General features: G+C 43.5%; 14 protein-coding genes and 2 pseudogenes. 13 read left to right on the forward strand and 3 right to left on the reverse strand.

Annotated features, from left to right (window positions below; all coding sequences use genetic code 11):
* The first annotated feature begins 5 nt into the window (after nucleotides 1-5).
* From C0Q44_RS17940 to C0Q44_RS17970, 8 genes are all read left to right on the forward strand, one after another.
* Complete coding sequence (locus C0Q44_RS17940; protein WP_258166415.1) at nucleotides 6-830, forward strand: efflux RND transporter periplasmic adaptor subunit; 825 nt, start codon at nucleotides 6-8, stop codon at nucleotides 828-830.
* A gap of 2 nt (nucleotides 831-832) precedes the next feature.
* The gene (locus C0Q44_RS31090; RefSeq protein WP_258166416.1) at nucleotides 833-1,168 is read left to right on the forward strand and encodes an efflux RND transporter periplasmic adaptor subunit; all 336 of its coding nucleotides are present in this window, start codon (nucleotides 833-835) and stop codon (nucleotides 1,166-1,168) included.
* A gap of 40 nt (nucleotides 1,169-1,208) precedes the next feature.
* A complete protein-coding gene (locus tag C0Q44_RS17945; protein WP_105408644.1) occupies nucleotides 1,209-2,540 on the forward strand; it encodes an ABC transporter substrate-binding protein in 1,332 nt (443 codons plus the stop codon).
* A gap of 581 nt (nucleotides 2,541-3,121) precedes the next feature.
* A complete protein-coding gene (locus C0Q44_RS17950) occupies nucleotides 3,122-3,925 on the forward strand; it encodes a helix-turn-helix domain-containing protein (RefSeq protein WP_258166417.1) in 804 nt (267 codons plus the stop codon).
* Nucleotides 3,922-4,620 carry a GNAT family N-acetyltransferase gene (locus C0Q44_RS17955; protein ID WP_105408645.1) on the forward strand — a complete coding sequence of 233 codons (699 nt, stop codon included), beginning with the start codon at nucleotides 3,922-3,924 and terminating at the stop codon, nucleotides 4,618-4,620. The genes C0Q44_RS17950 and C0Q44_RS17955 overlap by 4 nt, the downstream gene beginning before the upstream one ends.
* Nucleotides 4,601-5,638, forward strand: a complete 1,038-nt coding sequence (locus tag C0Q44_RS17960) for an alpha/beta hydrolase family protein (protein ID WP_258166418.1) — start codon at nucleotides 4,601-4,603, stop codon at nucleotides 5,636-5,638. Before C0Q44_RS17955 ends, C0Q44_RS17960 begins: the two co-directional genes overlap by 20 nt.
* Before the next feature lie 688 nt (nucleotides 5,639-6,326).
* Nucleotides 6,327-6,890, forward strand: a complete 564-nt coding sequence (locus C0Q44_RS17965; protein ID WP_105408646.1) for a GNAT family N-acetyltransferase — start codon at nucleotides 6,327-6,329, stop codon at nucleotides 6,888-6,890.
* A gap of 146 nt (nucleotides 6,891-7,036) precedes the next feature.
* Nucleotides 7,037-8,968 carry a fructose-1,6-bisphosphatase gene (locus C0Q44_RS17970; RefSeq protein WP_105408647.1) on the forward strand — a complete coding sequence of 644 codons (1,932 nt, stop codon included), beginning with the start codon at nucleotides 7,037-7,039 and terminating at the stop codon, nucleotides 8,966-8,968.
* A gap of 140 nt (nucleotides 8,969-9,108) precedes the next feature.
* Here C0Q44_RS17970 and C0Q44_RS17975 read toward each other — a convergent pair.
* The 3 genes and pseudogenes from C0Q44_RS17975 to C0Q44_RS32030 all read right to left on the reverse strand — a co-directional run.
* Nucleotides 9,109-9,765: pseudogene (locus tag C0Q44_RS17975) on the reverse strand (family 1 glycosylhydrolase); the annotation flags it as partial.
* Between the two features lie 143 nt (nucleotides 9,766-9,908).
* Nucleotides 9,909-10,621 (reverse strand): annotated as a pseudogene (locus C0Q44_RS32025) (PTS sugar transporter subunit IIA).
* 36 nt (nucleotides 10,622-10,657) lie between these two features.
* Nucleotides 10,658-11,791, reverse strand: a complete 1,134-nt coding sequence (locus tag C0Q44_RS32030; protein WP_258166419.1) for a PTS transporter subunit EIIC — start codon at nucleotides 11,789-11,791, stop codon at nucleotides 10,658-10,660.
* A 281-nt stretch (nucleotides 11,792-12,072) separates the two neighbouring features.
* Here C0Q44_RS32030 and C0Q44_RS31850 point away from each other — a divergent pair, with 281 nt between their 5' ends.
* From C0Q44_RS31850 to C0Q44_RS18005, 5 genes are all read left to right on the forward strand, one after another.
* Nucleotides 12,073-12,246, forward strand: a complete 174-nt coding sequence (locus tag C0Q44_RS31850; protein WP_374955124.1) for a MerR family transcriptional regulator — start codon at nucleotides 12,073-12,075, stop codon at nucleotides 12,244-12,246.
* Nucleotides 12,247-12,470: 224 nt separating this feature from the next.
* Complete coding sequence (locus C0Q44_RS17990) at nucleotides 12,471-12,875, forward strand: sensor histidine kinase (RefSeq protein WP_258166420.1); 405 nt, start codon at nucleotides 12,471-12,473, stop codon at nucleotides 12,873-12,875.
* 42 nt (nucleotides 12,876-12,917) lie between these two features.
* The gene (locus tag C0Q44_RS17995; RefSeq protein ID WP_105408649.1) at nucleotides 12,918-13,634 is read left to right on the forward strand and encodes a hypothetical protein; all 717 of its coding nucleotides are present in this window, start codon (nucleotides 12,918-12,920) and stop codon (nucleotides 13,632-13,634) included.
* A gap of 317 nt (nucleotides 13,635-13,951) precedes the next feature.
* Complete coding sequence (locus tag C0Q44_RS18000; protein ID WP_105408650.1) at nucleotides 13,952-14,626, forward strand: response regulator transcription factor; 675 nt, start codon at nucleotides 13,952-13,954, stop codon at nucleotides 14,624-14,626.
* Nucleotides 14,623-15,984 carry a sensor histidine kinase gene (locus C0Q44_RS18005; protein ID WP_105408651.1) on the forward strand — a complete coding sequence of 454 codons (1,362 nt, stop codon included), beginning with the start codon at nucleotides 14,623-14,625 and terminating at the stop codon, nucleotides 15,982-15,984. Before C0Q44_RS18000 ends, C0Q44_RS18005 begins: the two co-directional genes overlap by 4 nt.
* The last annotated feature ends 139 nt before the right edge of the window (nucleotides 15,985-16,123 follow it).

The raw sequence follows: 16,123 nt of genomic DNA on the forward strand, positions 1-16,123 counted from the left end.
AGGATATGGAGTTAAGTAAAGGGGCTGCTGACCAAAGACGAAAGCGAATCATTCTAGTCCTGTTCATCAGTTTTATGTTATTGCTGCTGATCTTTACATTGTTCAGTAACACGTTGCAATCGCTGACCTTACCGAAAGTAACGACGGAGCAGCCGAAAAAGGGCGGCATTCCGTTAGTTCTCGAAGGTATCGGAATCCTTCAGCCGATCGCTGAAGCAAAGTTATCCGGTTCAACCAACTGGAAGACTCAGCAGATTCATGTGAAAGAAGGCGATCGCGTAAAGAAAGGACAGAAGCTTATCACCTATGACAGTAAACCGGCAAAACAAGATATTGAAGTTGAAGTAACGAATCTGGAAAAGCAGAAGATCGAGCAGCAGAATTTTCAGGACCAGTTTATCCTGGCGTCTTTCGAAGAAGATGAACTCAAGCGGCGCAGCGCACAACGTGATATTGAAAAAGGTAAACTTGATATCGCTGCACAGGAGCGCAAGATCAACGAAATAAGAGAACATGTGTCCAAAAATCAGATGCTGACCGCTCCGTTCGACGGTATTATAACGAAGCTGAACGCGGTAGAAGGACTGGCTTCCGCAGGCGAGCCGGATATCATCGTCTCGAAAAGCAGCCACGGGTACAGGTTCGAGGTTAGTGCAGATGCAAAGCGTCTGTCCAGCTTAGGGATATCCATTGGAGAACGAATCAAGGTAGAGGTAGATACAGACCAAGAGCAACAAGCCAGAAGCATGGATGGCATCATTGAAGAAATCAATAATGCGAAGCCACTTATAGAGGGATCATCTGAATCTGATGAAGGAGCGGGGTGGTAACCATGCCTCAAAAGATCCTTCGCATTAAGCTCCTTGATGCCAAACTGAAAGGAGGTGAGCAGGCTCGGATTAAAATCGAGAAAAGTTCTCTCGATCAAGGTCTGCTTGTTTCCAATGAAGCTATTCATCAGAACCGTGAAGGCACTTATGTTTTTGTAGTCGACGAGAGGCCGGGTGCACTCAGTAATGTATTTGTTGTCCGTAAAGTCGATATCCAGTCCAGCGAGAAGAATGACAAAGAAACGATGATCCAAACCGACAGCATCTATGCAGAGGATAAGATTATTTTGAACAGCAGCGAGCCTTTACAGGAGGGCGACCGTATTCGTCTGGAATAGTGAGATGTAACAAAAAGAAAATACCAGGAGGAATTATACAATGAAAAAGTGGCTTTTGCTCCTTTCTATGATGGCTATCATCGTAGTTTTAACCGCATGCAGTTCAGGAGGAAGTGGTAAAACGGATAAAGTGACATCAAAAGATGGAAAAACAGTGCTTACCCTGTCTGTGACAGAGTCGAGTCCATTCTATCAAACGGTGGAAAAAAAATTCGAAGAGAAATACCCGGACATCGATCTGCAGATCAATGCATATAAAACGGGTGAACAATGGGAACCAGGGGAATACGAGAAGTATCGGAATTCAATGAATACAGCCATGTTATCGGGAAAAAGCATGGATATCATTGAAGTCGATGACCTGCCACTCAAAGATTATGTGAACAAAGGTTTTCTTCTCGACATGAATGACTTGCTCAAGAAAGATCAGACATTGGATAATGACGATTTGCAAATGAATATTTTGGACGGTTTGAAGCTGAATGATGGAATGTATACGATACCTTTGGGGTACATGTTACGGTTATTCGTAGGAGACGGGGAGATACTGAGCAACGCTAATGTTAAGCTTGATGATAAGACCTGGAACTGGAAAGAGTTCGAAAAGGTTTCGAAGGAAGTGATCCAAAAGAAAAGCGATACCGATCAGCTTTATGCGTTAGCATCCTACCCGCCGGAACTTCTCTTTCAGGAGATGCTTGTTGAGAACTACGCTGCATTTGTCGATCCTTCAGCCAAAAAGGCAACATTCGATTCTCCCGAATTTGTGAATCTGTTCGAGCAAGTTAAACAAATGTATGAGGAAAAGATTGTGACATCAGAAGAGGCAAAGCCGGGCAATCAAATGTTCAATTCCACGTCGATTACATCGCCAATTGATTTTATCGAAGGTCCCTATATGCTTTTTGATCAACCTGAGCTGTTGCAAACACCACAAGCGGGAGAATCTGGAGATCGCAAAGGCGCGCGAGTTTCTACTATGACGCAGTTCGCAATCCATGCCAAATCGCCCGTAACAGATGAAGCCTGGAAGTTCATCAACTTCTTATTGTCGGAAGAAGTGCAAATGCTGCAAGATCGAAAAGGATTCTCGATGCTAAAATCCGTGAATGAAAAGAAAATTGATGAGCTTCATGAAAAAGTTGAGAATGGCGACTACAAACTTCCGAATGGGGAGATGGCAAAAGTATCGGATGAACAGTTCACCGTATTTAAACAAATTGTTCAATCCGCCGATCAATATGTAGATCTGGATGCTAAAGTGTTAAGGATTGCCGGAGAAGAGTCCGTTGCATTCTTTGGCGGACAGAAAACTGCAGAGGAAGTGGCCAAGCTAATCCAAAACCGGGTCACAACTTATCTAAACGAATAGGTGAATGGCGGGAAAGTGTCTTTTAGACTTTAACATAATGGGCATGGATAGGGATCGAGTAACGGGTTTGGTAATTGATCTATACTTCAAATTTAAAGATCAGTTAGAAAGTGAATATGGGGAAGACTGGCGAGAAATTTAAATCACGGAGGTACCCATGAAAATGATTTATTGCAGCATCCAGTCATTAGAGGTTTGGAAACAAGCCCAAGAAACAGTGTACTGTATAATCACCGGTCACAATACTGACTCCTGAAGGACTGGAAATCCCAGGCCAACTTGAGGATGATCCCTTGATTTTCGTCTGAAAGTTAGGAATATCTAATTTCTTGCAAAAAGGAAATGAACTTCATAACCTTGGTGGGGGGACAATGACTGCGGAGAAGCTTGAGGATCATTTTGCAGCAGTGATCTAGTAAGAATATGTAATCGAAAAAACGGGCTGGTCACTTATGTGACTTGCTCTTTTTGGTGTTTTAGTACCTATGTAAGGGGTCATCATAGAATAAATAATACTTGACCTTAGGTCTGACCTAAGGTTTATGCTATTAACAGATAGGACAACAAAGGTGGAGATAACCATGAGTGCCATGAAGGATGAAATTACAATTAGCGAGCTGGCCAATCTGATGCAAGTGTCCGTACATCAGATTCGTTATTTTGAAGAAAAAGGGGTACTACAGCCGGCATATACAGGTGATAATCAATACCGAATGTACGGGATCGACGAAGTGTATCGACTTGCTCATATTCTATTGCTGCGTAAGATGGGTCTGTCTGTGCAAGTGATCAAAGAGTGCCTGTCCCATCTGACTGCGGAGCAGATTACTCCGCTTTTTCGTCAGGCCCTGACAGATACAGAGGCGGAGATCCGAAAGCTGCAGGAGACCAAACGTTTTATTGAAAAGCTGCTTGAGGAAAAAGAGTACATTTCCCAAACAGAGGAAGGTGCATATGCGCTCGTTCAGCGTGACGAGGTTCCACTGTCCTTGTGGTTTGAGTTGCAGGCACCTGCCAGCCTGAGCGCCCAAGAGCTTGTGCAGAACAGCAACAACAGTAGCAACGTTCCTAATCTGTTTGAAGCAGATATTCATTATGTGTACAGCGATTCTGGCATCGTAGGCATGTACACTCGGGAAGAAGAAGTGCTGAGTGATTTAATGCTGCCAGCAGGTTCATATGTATCCCGTACCCTATGGGTACAAAATGAAGAACAACTCACTGCTAATATTCAGGATTTCTATGCTTACGCTGAAGAGATGGGATACATCTGTTCAGGACCGCTGATCATGGTGGAAAAATCCTATTTATCCCTTTTCACACCTGAACAGCTATATTATGAACTACTCTCGCATGTCTCGAATCCTGAGGTGGTGAACTTATGAGCAATCTTGTTCAGACGAATCTCATCAATACAAATCTCATTCAAACCCAAGTCGTCCGGATCGAACCCATAACACCTGCGAAATACAGGGATGCTGCAAAACTGATGGCGTATGGTTTCGGGCACAAATTCCAAAAGTCTTCTTCATTGTCTATATCCGAGCTGGCTTCCGTCTTCGAGCAGTTGTTGCTTTATGAACCCAAGCAGACAGGCAGTCTGCGCGTTGCAGCGTTGGAGAATGATGTACTCCTAGGAACGATGGCTCTAAAATGGAAGGCCAGTGAGGTTATTAAGAAGGCTGATGCTACCCCGTCAAAATGGTGGAGAATGCGCAGGCACATCGGATATTGGAAACTGCTTCGAATCATGGCGGGAATACAGCTGCTAAAACATGAGCCTGATGCGGGGGAATGTTATATCGAAGATATCGTTGTACACCCGCATCATCAAGGCAGAGGCGTTGGCAGACAACTTATGGCCTGGGCACAACAATACAAGCTTCAAACTGCACAGCTGTCTTATCTAAGTCTGCATGTCGCGAGTCATAATCAGAAAGCGATGCAGCTGTACGAACGGTATCATTTTCTCAAACAAAACAGTACAAACAGCATTCTAACAGGATTGCTACTCGGTGAACATCAATGGAACTACATGACCCGCAAAGGAGACAACTACGTTGAAACAGCACAAGCTTAAACGCAAAAAAATATGGATCTCCTTACTCATTTTCATTTTATTATTCACTGGTACAGGGCTATATATCGTTGCACAACAGGACTATAACATGGTGGAACACCCCGTAGAAATTCATACTGCCCAGGGGACATTGACAGGCATCCTTACACTCCCCAAAAAGGATACCGAGAAAGCGAAGCTTGGCTTGGTGCTCTTTATCCACGGAGACGGTCCCATCGACGCAACGCATAGTGAAGGCTACAAACCGCTATGGGAGCGCCTTGCCTCCATCGGTTATGCATCCTTATCCCTGGACAAACGCGGTATAGGAGGTTCGGAGGGGAACTGGCTGGATCAAAGCATCGATGATCGCGTAGTTGAGGCACAGCAAGCCGTCGCCTGGGCCAAACAACAGCCGATGATTGACGGTTCCCGGATTGGCGTATGGGGAGCAAGTCAGGCGGGCTGGGTCATCCCCAAACTTGCTGGCAAGGAAAATCTCGCATTCAGCATCCTTGTATCACCAGCTATTAATTGGCTGAACCAAGGCGAATACAATACGCGGAGTCAGATGGCAAAGGATGGCCACTCGTCACAGGAGATTGAAGCACAGGTAACGTACGAGAATCAGACCAAAGATATTTTAAAGAGTGATGGCACTTATGAGGAATATACCCAGCATACACGGAAAGGCGAAGAACCGATGTCCCGGGAACGCTGGAACTTTGTCAGCAAAAATTATAATGCGGATGCTACCGAAAGTCTGCGCAATTTCAAAAGTCCGGTTCTGCTGCTGCTTGGACAAGATGATGTTAATGTGGATATTAAAGATACAGAACGTACCTACCGTCAGGAGGTCAATCCGTCTTACTTGCTCCATGTAAAAACATTCCAACATACGGAACATTCCATGTTGCCCACATCTATTGCAGGGTCGGAATGGAAGATGGGACTTCGTTTCCTATTTGCTCCAAGAAGCATAACAACGCAAGGTTATATGGATGAGATCGGGAAATTCTTGACAAAACGGGCGTTGTAATAAGTAGTTTCACGTTGAAGTTATCAGGTCTTATTCTATTGAAAGTAGGTATGAAACCGTCAATCAAAATGATCGACGGTTTTTTATATGAATTTGTACTTTTTTCCATGAAAGTGGGTCGCAAGGGGATATTATTACTATAAAGACCATGGGGATGTAGTCGAGATCAAGGATTAGCTATTAAATCCGCTCACGAATTCGGCGCGCATCGCTGTAATTACGCTTTGAAGCGCGACTCTTTAGAGCAGATAGAGCTAACCAAAAATGAGATGAGGCACAAAGGCGAATTGAAGCCTATATCTATTTTTACAACCAATTTTGATTATCATGAATATCTATAGTTTTACTACTAACAACATTTTGACAGGTTTTAATATGTTCACGCATAAATTAGAATGTTTTTGAAAGGGTTGGAACAACTAATGTACACGTGAACAGTCTGATTTCATTAGGCTTTGTTATGGCGATGTTTGTAGGCCCTGCACTGTGGGTACTCACTATTGTCTTAATCGTGTTGACTGTAGCATATCTGTTAAGTGCTGTACCTCTTGTAAGCAAATATGCTCCAAACACAATTTTAGAGTAAAATAATAAAATGATCTTAATCTAACACGGTTAGCGTATATCCTCCCTTTTGAGAAGAGGGGGGATTTTACTGAATTCGAAGAGAAAATCTGGGGGTGAAAAAATGCTGGAATTAGAGTTTACGACTATAGAGGTATGGGATGAAGCATTGTGGGCGCGGATGGAGCGGATCTATCATGAAGCTTTTCCAAGCGGTGCCAAGACAAAAGCGATTCTTCGCAGTATGCTGGATCGGGGCATTGGTTATTTACACACGGGCGTGCATCATGGAGAAGTGGTTGCGATGGCTGTTACTGGACTGGTGGGTAAGGGTGCAGACCGCATCCTGATTATTGATTACCTTGCGATTGAACAGCAGCTGCGCGGGTTGGGTATAGGAACATGGATGCTAAAGCAACTCAGAGATTGGGCGTTGAGGGAACACGGGATCAAAGGGATTATCATCGAGGCGGAGTCCGGGACAACAGAGGCTCATCAGAAACGCATTCAGTTTTGGCAACACAACGGGTTTGTCCTAACCACCTATGTTCATCAATATAGAATGGTACCTGAACCGTATCAGGCAATGATGTTACCAATGGATGGAAGCACTCCGGTGTCTGATGAGGGTGAGGAACTATTTCATTATATCAATGCTTTTCATAAGGTTGCTTACCGGAAGAGTTAGACCACAATCAAGGTAGCTCATGGAAACCGTAACCAGAATCAATGAATTTGTTCATATATGATGAACTGGAGTATGATGAGGGAGAGCAATGCTGATAATCAACACATGTATAAATGGCATTACTTCTTTGAAGGGGGACATCTGTTTTGGATGAGCAGTTTCTAGATTTATTGGGCCACAAATATGATACAGAAGAAAAAATTATCACAGAGATCATCAACCTTGAAGCGATCTCCAATCTCCCAAAGGGAACCGAGCATTTTGTCAGTGATTTGCATGGAGAGTTCCAAGCTTTTCAGCATGTACTGCGAAACGGTTCGGGTACCGTCAAAGAAAAAATTAAAGAATTATTCCGGGAGGTATGGACGGATCAAGAAATCAATGAATTTGCGGCGTTGGTTTATTATCCCGAAGAAAAAATACAACTGGTTATAGGAGAACTGAGCAATAGACAGGCTTTGAACCAGTGGTATAGACTAACGATTGAACACATGCTCAAGCTTATTTCTTATGCCTCTTCCAAGTATACGCGCTCGAAATTACGTAAAGCTCTGCCGGAGCAGTATGTATATATTGTGGAGGAGCTTCTATACAAGACGGATTCGAACAACAATAAGGATCCTTATTACGAGGAAATCTATCGGCAAATTATATCCTTGGGCCAAGCGGACAAGCTCATTATTGGCCTTGCTTACACGACCCAGCGCCTGGTGGTTGACCATCTTCATGTGGTTGGAGATATCTATGACCGGGGGCCGGACCCCGATAAAATTATGGATACGCTAATCAACTACCATTCTGTAGACATTCAGTGGGGGAACCATGATGTCCTCTGGATCGGTGCCTACGCGGGTTCTCTGGTCTGCCTTGCGAATATTATCCGGATCTGCGCCAGATACGACAATCTGGACATCATAGAAGATGTATACGGAATCAATCTGCGCCCACTGCTAAACTTGGCGGAAAAATACTATGAAGACAATCTGCCCTTCAGACCTAAGTTACAGGCTGGCAATAATGTATCGGAGCAGGAAATTCTGCAGATCACCAAGATTCACCAAGCCATTGCCATGATCCAATTTAAACTTGAAAGCCCGATTATCAAAAGACGCCCATACTTTAATATGTCTGAAAGACTTTTGCTGGAGCAGATTGATTACGACAAAAATGAAATCAACATCTGCGGAAAAACGTACCTGCTGGAAAACACCTGTTTTACAACCGTAAATCCGCAGAAGCCTGAACAATTGCTGGAGGAAGAACGCCAGGTGATGGAAAAGCTGCTGTTCTCCGTTCAGCATTCCGAAAAGCTGGCGAGACATGTGAATTTTCTCATGAAAAAGGGTAGCCTTTATTTAAAATACAATGGGAATTTGTTAATCCACGGCTGTATTCCTTTGGATGAAGAAGGAAATATGGAAGAAATGCAGATTGAAGACAAGACATATGCGGGCCGTCAATTGCTTGATGTTTTTGAAGATTATTTACGTTACGCCTTTGCACATCCCGAAGAGACAGAAGATCTGGCGACGGATATGGTATGGTACATCTGGACAGGGGAATGTTCCTCGCTCTTTGGTAAGAGAGAAATGACCACTTTTGAACGTTATTTTATCCAAGATAAAGAAGCACATAAGGAGAAAAAAAATCCTTACTACCATTTACGTGAAAATGAAGAGGTCTGCCGAAAAATCTTGCAGGAGTTTGATTTGAATCCGGATCATGGACATGTCATTAACGGCCACACGCCAGTCAAAGAAATTAGCGGAGAGAGCCCTGTTAAAGCAAACGGCAAAATGATCGTGATTGACGGCGGTTTTTCCAAAGCCTATCAATCCACAACGGGCATTGCCGGATATACCTTGCTGTACAATTCCTTTGGCATGCAACTCGTCGCCCATAAGAAATTTAATTCAAAAGAAGATGTGTTATGTAACGGAACGGACGTGTTATCTGTAAAAAGATTGGTGGACAAAGAACTGGAGCGGAAACTGGTGAGGGAAACCAATGTCGGGGAAAAGCTGCTGCAGAAAATCTCAAATTTGAAGGATCTACTAGAATATCGCTACATGAAATGAGAGTTCAGCCACTGAAAGAATGGATGAAATCAGGATACGATTTTTCAGAACTTAAATAAAAACCCTTTTAAAGCAGTGCCATCAAACGTAGGCATTGATTTAAAAGGGTTAAAATTTCTTCTATCTAACCTGAACGGTAATTAATTTTGATCGATTTTCTTACCTAAAGCAGCTCCATTTGACTCGATAACCTGTTTATACCAGTTGAAACTTTTCTTTTTGATTCGCTTGAAACTTCCACTAAGATCATCATGACGGTCTACGTAGATAAATCCGTATCTCTTTTTGATAACGATCATAGTAGGTGTTTAGCGTGTAACGCAGACCTTCTGGATCGATCTGCCAACCCCACTCTGAGCTTGCAAGATAAGGGTTTTTGACTGTACTCAAAATATTAGCCTTGGATTGAATATTTAGTTCCTCGTTTGCAGTTGCGCATCCGCTCATACAATAGCTAAACGAAATGAAATCTACTGTATGACGCAGCATTTCCTCATCACCCTGTTCCATATGGATCTGGATGTCATTTTCCTTGAAATACCGCTTGATGTAACTTGGATAGTAACCTCTAACTTGAACGTCTGCAAAGAAAAGTGTCTCGCGTTCCTGTTCAAGAGTCTTAATTATATCGGAGGGATGAGGAGTCAACGGAACTGATGGTGAATCGCCTGGTACAATACCTGTTTAGATATCTCCCCCTGATCGTGACGAATCCCAACGGATATGAATGGGGCATGCAGGGCGATGTTGATTTCATTAAATGTTAGCCAGTCGGATACTTTTTCACGATAACGTTCTCTGCATAGGCTCCTTCAACTTGGTTGGCGGCTAGTGCGCCGCCACATAGAAAGTTGAAGGAAATTCTTTCATAATAAACTTCCTTTCCATAATAGAGCATTGACTATAAGCAATGCTCTATTTAATTTGATCGTAGTTATTTTCAAGGTATAAGCGTCAAGATTTCATTTGGATAGGTCGTTTTCGTGTCCTGTGTTGGTGTAACCGACTTATAAGCATCGGTATTCGTGACAACGACTGGAGTTGTGATATCAAAGCCAGCTTCCTGAATTTTAGCAATATCGAAGTCCAGTAATAGCTGTCCCTGAGTGATCTCGTCACCTTCATTAATATGAAGCGAGAAGTACTTTCCTTTGAGTTTTACTGTATTTATACCTACATGAACAAGCAGCTCGGCTCCCTGTTCAGACCGCAATCCAATGGCATGCTTGGACGGGAATGTGGTAACAATTTTACCGTTAAAAGGAGCACACACCTACCTTCAACCGGGACGATGGCAATACCTTTTCCCATGGCTTCAATCGCAAATGCAGCATCATCCACATCCTTGAGAGCTTTGATCTGTCCATTAAGCGGAGAGCTGATCACTTCTTGGATTGCAATATGGGTCTGGGGAACTTCAACCTTTTTTGAATCCGTTTTTACTTTGTTAGGCGAGTTGGAGGGTTCGGCTTCGCCGATGCCGAAAATCAGTACGAGCACCGTTGCCAAGACTAAGGATAATAATGAACCGAGTATTGCGTAACTTATTGGAGTGAATGCTCCAAACGCAAAGACACTCTGGAGAACAAAGGATGTCGCATTGACTTTAAATAAAGCCAGAAATACGCCTCCAATTGCTCCCGCCGCAATCATCAAAGGAAGTAGCCTTTTGTAACGAAGAACGATACCCTACAGAATTGGTTCAGTAACCCCTGCAAGTAATGCAGTCATGGTTGAGGAACCGGCAGCTGCTTTTAATGCGGAATCCTTGGTTTTTAGGAAGACACCTAGCGCTATACCTGTTTGCGCATATGTTGCTGCCAGCCACATGCCGATGATCGGATCGGCTCCAAGTTCGCTCAGGTTCAACAGAATAATCGGTACCAACCCCCAGTGGACGCCAAGAACCACCAGGAAAGGAACAAGTCCTCCAATGACTAAACCAGCAACGATACCGCTGTTTTCGACCAGGAATGTAATGCCACCAGCAATACCTTGGCTCACGTACACACCGAATGGGCCAAACGCAATGACGGTTAATGGTACCACGATAACTAGTGACAGCATCGGAACGAGGAACAACTGCACACTCTTAGGAACGATTCTCTTCAAGTTTCTTTCCAATACAGCAAAGATTGAGACCGCAATAAAGACGGGAAACACAGTAGAGGCATAGTTAGCAAGGATAACTGGTATGCCGAGGAACGTTGTGCGTTCCACACCGGAAGCCAGGATGCCAGTAAAATTGGGTTCCATCAATGCTGCGCCGATGACTCCGCATACGTATGGCGTAGCGCCTAGCTTGTTTGCTAGCGTAATGCCCAGCAGGATCGGCAGGAAATAGAAAACGGCATTACCAGCAGCAGCAAGGATCAGGTACGTATGTGACTCCGCAGAAAGCCATCCGAGTGTTGTCAAAATGCTTAACAAAGCCTTAACCATACCTGAACCGACCAGGGCAGGAAGAAGAGGAGAGAAACCGCCAGAAATGATCTCGAAGATTCGGGAAGTCATACTCTTCTTCTTCGTACTGGTCTGTTCCTTATTCAAAGAACCTACATTAATCTGGTTCATAATTGCGCTATATACTTCTGGAACTTGATTCCCAATAACAACTTGATACTGTCCACCGCTCTCTACCACCGTTAAAACTTTTTTCAATTGTTCTAATGATGGTTTATCGGCTTGACTGGTATCGTTTAACACGAATCTAAGGCGTGTCGCACAGTGCACCAGGCTATCAATATTGGACTCGCCGCCAACCAAACGGACAATATCTGCTGCTGCCTGGTCGTAGTTCTTGCTGCTACTCTCTTTTGACATAACGTTCCGCTCCTCTGAATCAATTATTTAGCTTGATTAAACACCGTTCTGATTGCTACAGGAATTGTAATCATCGACGATACATCCAACATTCGCAGAGTATCGTCATCAAGACGTTTCCCTATATCGGATACCCATGCTGCTTCTGCAGCTTCAGCACTTTCAAATATAAAGTCTATTGTTACAATACAGTCAAGAGCGGTTTTATGAATGTAAGCGCTATATGATATAAAACATTACATGGGAGTGAGATAATGAAAACTTTCCTATCCATTGGAGAGATGGATAAATTAAACAATGTTACCATTCAGACGCTTCGTCATTACGATAAACTGAATCTATTCAATCCAGAATATGTAAACAAAGATAATAACTACCTTTACTATAGCGTTAGACAAATTTTTTATCTGGATATCATTAAGTATTTAAAGTTTATTGGAACACGGCTTGATTAAATTAAGCAGGTTATTGAAATGCCACCTGAGGAGATTTATCTGTTTTTGGATAAACAGGAGGGTATAGTGAAGGAAAAGATCAAACAGTTTGAGGAAGCACATCGCATTTTAAATCTGCGTAAAGGTCAACTTCAAGAACAATTTCTGCTGGAAAGTCAGACAAAGGGGATTGTTTATCAGCGTAGAATATTAGAGCGAAAGATTTTGAGATTACAGTTGAATGTATGCGAGCGAAGGCCAAGGATAAAGGGATCGAGATCAGAGTCAGTAAAGCGGAGGGAGAACCGGATGATGAGGATACGACAAGAGTTTACGCCAACGTAAATCCAATGTTGATGTCACATGCGATCGCCAATCTTGTGCACAACGCTATCAAATACTCAGCCAATCACTCGCAGATCAAATTAGAGATGGAACATACACCGAGTGAGGTGGTTATATGGATACGCGACCAAGGTATCGGCATCGCGGGCGATGAGCTGGAGAGAGTGCAGGAACGCTTTTACCGGGCGAAAAATGCAAGTACAGCGAACGGTTCAGGTCTTGGACTTTCTATTTGTAAAGAAATTGTAGATCGGTTTAATGGGTATATCGACATCGAAAGTCAACTGGGAAAAGGTTTTATATAATCACTTCATAAGAAGAAATCACACATTTATGGAGGGATCATGATGAAATTGATAAACAAAGCTACAGCTATTATCCTGCTGAGTACTTTACTAACGATGGCTCTGACGGGCTGTCAGTCCAATGGTGCCAAGTCTCCAGAAGCGGCGCAGAACTCGGCTGAAAAAAACACGTCGAACGAACAGGCCAAAGGCGAAGGAGCATCAAATTCTACAGCGCCTGCTTCAGAAAATTCGGAAGGACAGAGTGCTGAAGCTATTAAGGAAGGTTCGATGGAGAAGGAAGGCAATGTGGTGCTGAAGGAGCTTGCTTTTGTCTATAATGAGCACACCATTGCGATTTCGGATACAGCGAATGAGGATCAGATGGAACAGATGCTGGGCCAACCGGATAACCTGAAATCTCATACGTACAGCGCCGACGATGGAACAAACATGGATACGTTAATCGGTTTTACAGAAAAAGTCTATACGTATCCTGGTCTGGAGATTAAAACAATCCGTATACCGGAGGGGAAACAAGACTCCATCTTTCATATCGAAATTACAGATCCTAAGTATGCAACAGTGCGAAACATTAAAGCAGGAGATAGCCTGGATACACTCAAAGATGCCTACCCTGAGGGGAAACTGCTTGGTGATGGAGCTCCAGATGAGGAGGATGACTTCCGTTACGAGCCATCCAATTATGTGGATGTGATGTCGTTTCATATCAAGGATGCCAAGGTGGAGAGCATTCAGATTTACAGCCTTCTGGACTAATATTTAGGGATCAATGTTGGTAAGCTATTCATACGATTCAACTTTAATACCTGCCCGGGAGGAGGGGCAGGTATTTTCTCCTTGTACAATTTTGCCATACACAACTTTTGGAATTTAAAAAAGCTGCCGCCTGTAAAATACAGACAGCTTCAACAAGTTGCCTAGTTTTTTTCAAAATGTCCTTTACATAGGGTACACTTTGGGATCATTTCTCGCATCAACCCCATTGCATGATTTCAGCCAATGAGGTAGCATAATTTAGAATTCTTTGCTCTTGCTCAACCGAAGAATTATTCTTTTTTAGGAGAGTGGAAACGATGCCTACGATATTGGTTGCTGACGACGATGCGAACATTCGCAAACTCGTTGGTTTATTTTTACGTAACGACGGATTTACAACCATCAACGCCGCAGACGGAAAGGAAGCCCTAGCTATCTATACCTCCACGCCAGTCGATTTGGTCATTCTTGATATTATGATGCCAGTCATGGACGGTTGGGCATTATGCGAGGAACTTCGAAGAGCCAATCCGGATCTTCCGTTACTAATGTTGACGGCAAGAAACGAAACCTGGGAGAAAGTACAAGCTTTTCAGCTCGGGACAGATGACTATATGACGAAGCCATTCGATCCGCTTGAGTTGATGGCTCGCGTCAAGGCACTGTTGAAACGATACCGTATAGGTTTAACGCAGACCATCCAGTTAGGAAACGTTATTCTGAACCGGCAGACTTATAAGGTCCTGAGGGGGACAGAGTCGTTCACCTTGCCGCTTAAAGAGTTCGAATTATTGTATAAACTTGCTGGATTACCGGGACAAGTCTATACGCGCGAGCAATTAATCGATCAAGTTTGGGGAATTAATTATACTGGCGATGATCGAACGATAGACGTACATATTAAACGTCTACGCGAACGTTTTGCTGATATCTCCGATTTTCGCATCGAAACGGTGCGGGGACTTGGCTACCGGCTAGAGGTGCAGGAGTGACCGGCTCCCTATATACACGTGTAGTCCTGACATTTCTGGTCTCCGTGATCGGGGGCACAATCCTTTCTTTTCTTGCTACAACCTGGATATTTCAAGATAAATTAAACGAAAACTTACAAGGCTCCTTGCTTGACTTTGGCCAGGATATCGTCCGTATCTACGAGACATTGCCGCTACGCGAAGCAGAAATGTTTATAAGTGAAATGAAACAACTCAACTCTTACCACATTCGAATCTATAAAGCAACGGATCAGTTTCAATCCTATGGAGAACTTAAAGGACAACATCCTTTCCTAGTGACTACAGAACAAGTGAAGAAAGTGCTGGATGGAGGAAGAGTCCAAGTTAATGGAATCGATACGATCTTCTTGGGATTGCCGATAAAAACTGAAATGGGAAGCATAGCGATGTTTGTAGAGCCCCTCACTTCCTCTTCCACCTCATTTCTCATCAAGTTTGTTGTAACCTTTTTGATTTGTTCGTTGTTAGCAGGAAGCCTATTGATACTAATTGCGGCTATTTTTCTGGTAAGACCGATCAAAAAATTGACAGAAGCGACCCGGCTTATAGCTGCTGGAGATTTCAACGTCAAGCTTAATATTAAACAAAAGGGTGAGATAGGTACTTTGGCTCGCAGCTTCGAAGAAATGATGCACGATCTAAAGCAGCTTGAGCAGATGCGCAGGGAATTCGTAGCAAACGTGTCTCATGAAGTTCAGTCTCCACTCACTTCCATTTCCGGTTTTGCTATAGCGCTCAAGCAGGTAGACATCCCGGATGAAGAACGAAGCTCTTATCTCGACATTATCATCACTGAAACTGCACGGATGTCCAAAATAAGTGATAGTCTGCTAAAGCTGAGTTTGCTCGAATCTCAGTCATTGCAAATGCGACTTGCCACGCTCAGTCTGGATGAACAGATCAGACGAGTAATCGTCGCTATTCAACCCCAATGGTCAGCCCGCAACATTCAGTTCGATCTAGATTTGCAGCCCACCAAAATCACTGCCGATCATGACCAGTTAAATCAGGTGTGGATCAATATCCTCGGCAATGCCATCAAATTTTCCAAAGATGGTGCCCGCATTAACGTCAGGATCAAACAGAATATCAAGAACGTGACGATCCGTATATCGGATTCGGGTATTGGTATCCTGCCGGAAGACCAAAAGCGTATATTTGACCGATTCTTTAAAGCTGATCGTTCCCACAGCCAGATATATGAAGGCAGCGGTATGGGACTGGCTATTGTAAAGCAGATTGTCTCACTTCATCAAGGGGACATTATGGTTGAGAGCGAATACGGACGAGGAACGACCTTCATAGTCATCTTGCCAATCACACCACGAGCAGGGTGATTGGAGTTCATGCCTTCTCTAGGCTATGCAACCATGTATAACCCTCCTTGCACGTGATCATGCAAACTTTTTGGGCCTGTTCATCCTCCGTTCATACTGTATTAATTAGGTGGACATCTTGGTAGGTTACACTGTCTTT

Origin of the sequence: Paenibacillus sp. PCH8, assembly GCF_002968835.1 — a bacterium.
GTDB lineage: Bacteria > Bacillota > Bacilli > Paenibacillales > Paenibacillaceae > Paenibacillus.

What these genes read in the sequence shown, in the direction of transcription:
- C0Q44_RS17940 (WP_258166415.1), top strand. Translation starts at nt 6, where the DNA reads ATGGAGTTAAGTAAAGGGGCTGCTGACCAAAGACGAAAGCGAATCATT.
- C0Q44_RS31090 (WP_258166416.1), top strand. Translation starts at nt 833, where the DNA reads ATGCCTCAAAAGATCCTTCGCATTAAGCTCCTTGATGCCAAACTGAAA.
- C0Q44_RS17945 (WP_105408644.1), top strand. Translation starts at nt 1,209, where the DNA reads ATGAAAAAGTGGCTTTTGCTCCTTTCTATGATGGCTATCATCGTAGTT.
- C0Q44_RS17950 (WP_258166417.1), top strand. Translation starts at nt 3,122, where the DNA reads ATGAGTGCCATGAAGGATGAAATTACAATTAGCGAGCTGGCCAATCTG.
- C0Q44_RS17955 (WP_105408645.1), top strand. Translation starts at nt 3,922, where the DNA reads ATGAGCAATCTTGTTCAGACGAATCTCATCAATACAAATCTCATTCAA.
- C0Q44_RS17965 (WP_105408646.1), top strand. Translation starts at nt 6,327, where the DNA reads ATGCTGGAATTAGAGTTTACGACTATAGAGGTATGGGATGAAGCATTG.
- C0Q44_RS32030 (WP_258166419.1), bottom strand. Translation starts at nt 11,791, where the DNA reads ATGTCAAAAGAGAGTAGCAGCAAGAACTACGACCAGGCAGCAGCAGAT.
- C0Q44_RS31850 (WP_374955124.1), top strand. Translation starts at nt 12,073, where the DNA reads ATGGATAAATTAAACAATGTTACCATTCAGACGCTTCGTCATTACGAT.
- C0Q44_RS17990 (WP_258166420.1), top strand. Translation starts at nt 12,471, where the DNA reads ATGCGAGCGAAGGCCAAGGATAAAGGGATCGAGATCAGAGTCAGTAAA.
- C0Q44_RS17995 (WP_105408649.1), top strand. Translation starts at nt 12,918, where the DNA reads ATGAAATTGATAAACAAAGCTACAGCTATTATCCTGCTGAGTACTTTA.
- C0Q44_RS18000 (WP_105408650.1), top strand. Translation starts at nt 13,952, where the DNA reads ATGCCTACGATATTGGTTGCTGACGACGATGCGAACATTCGCAAACTC.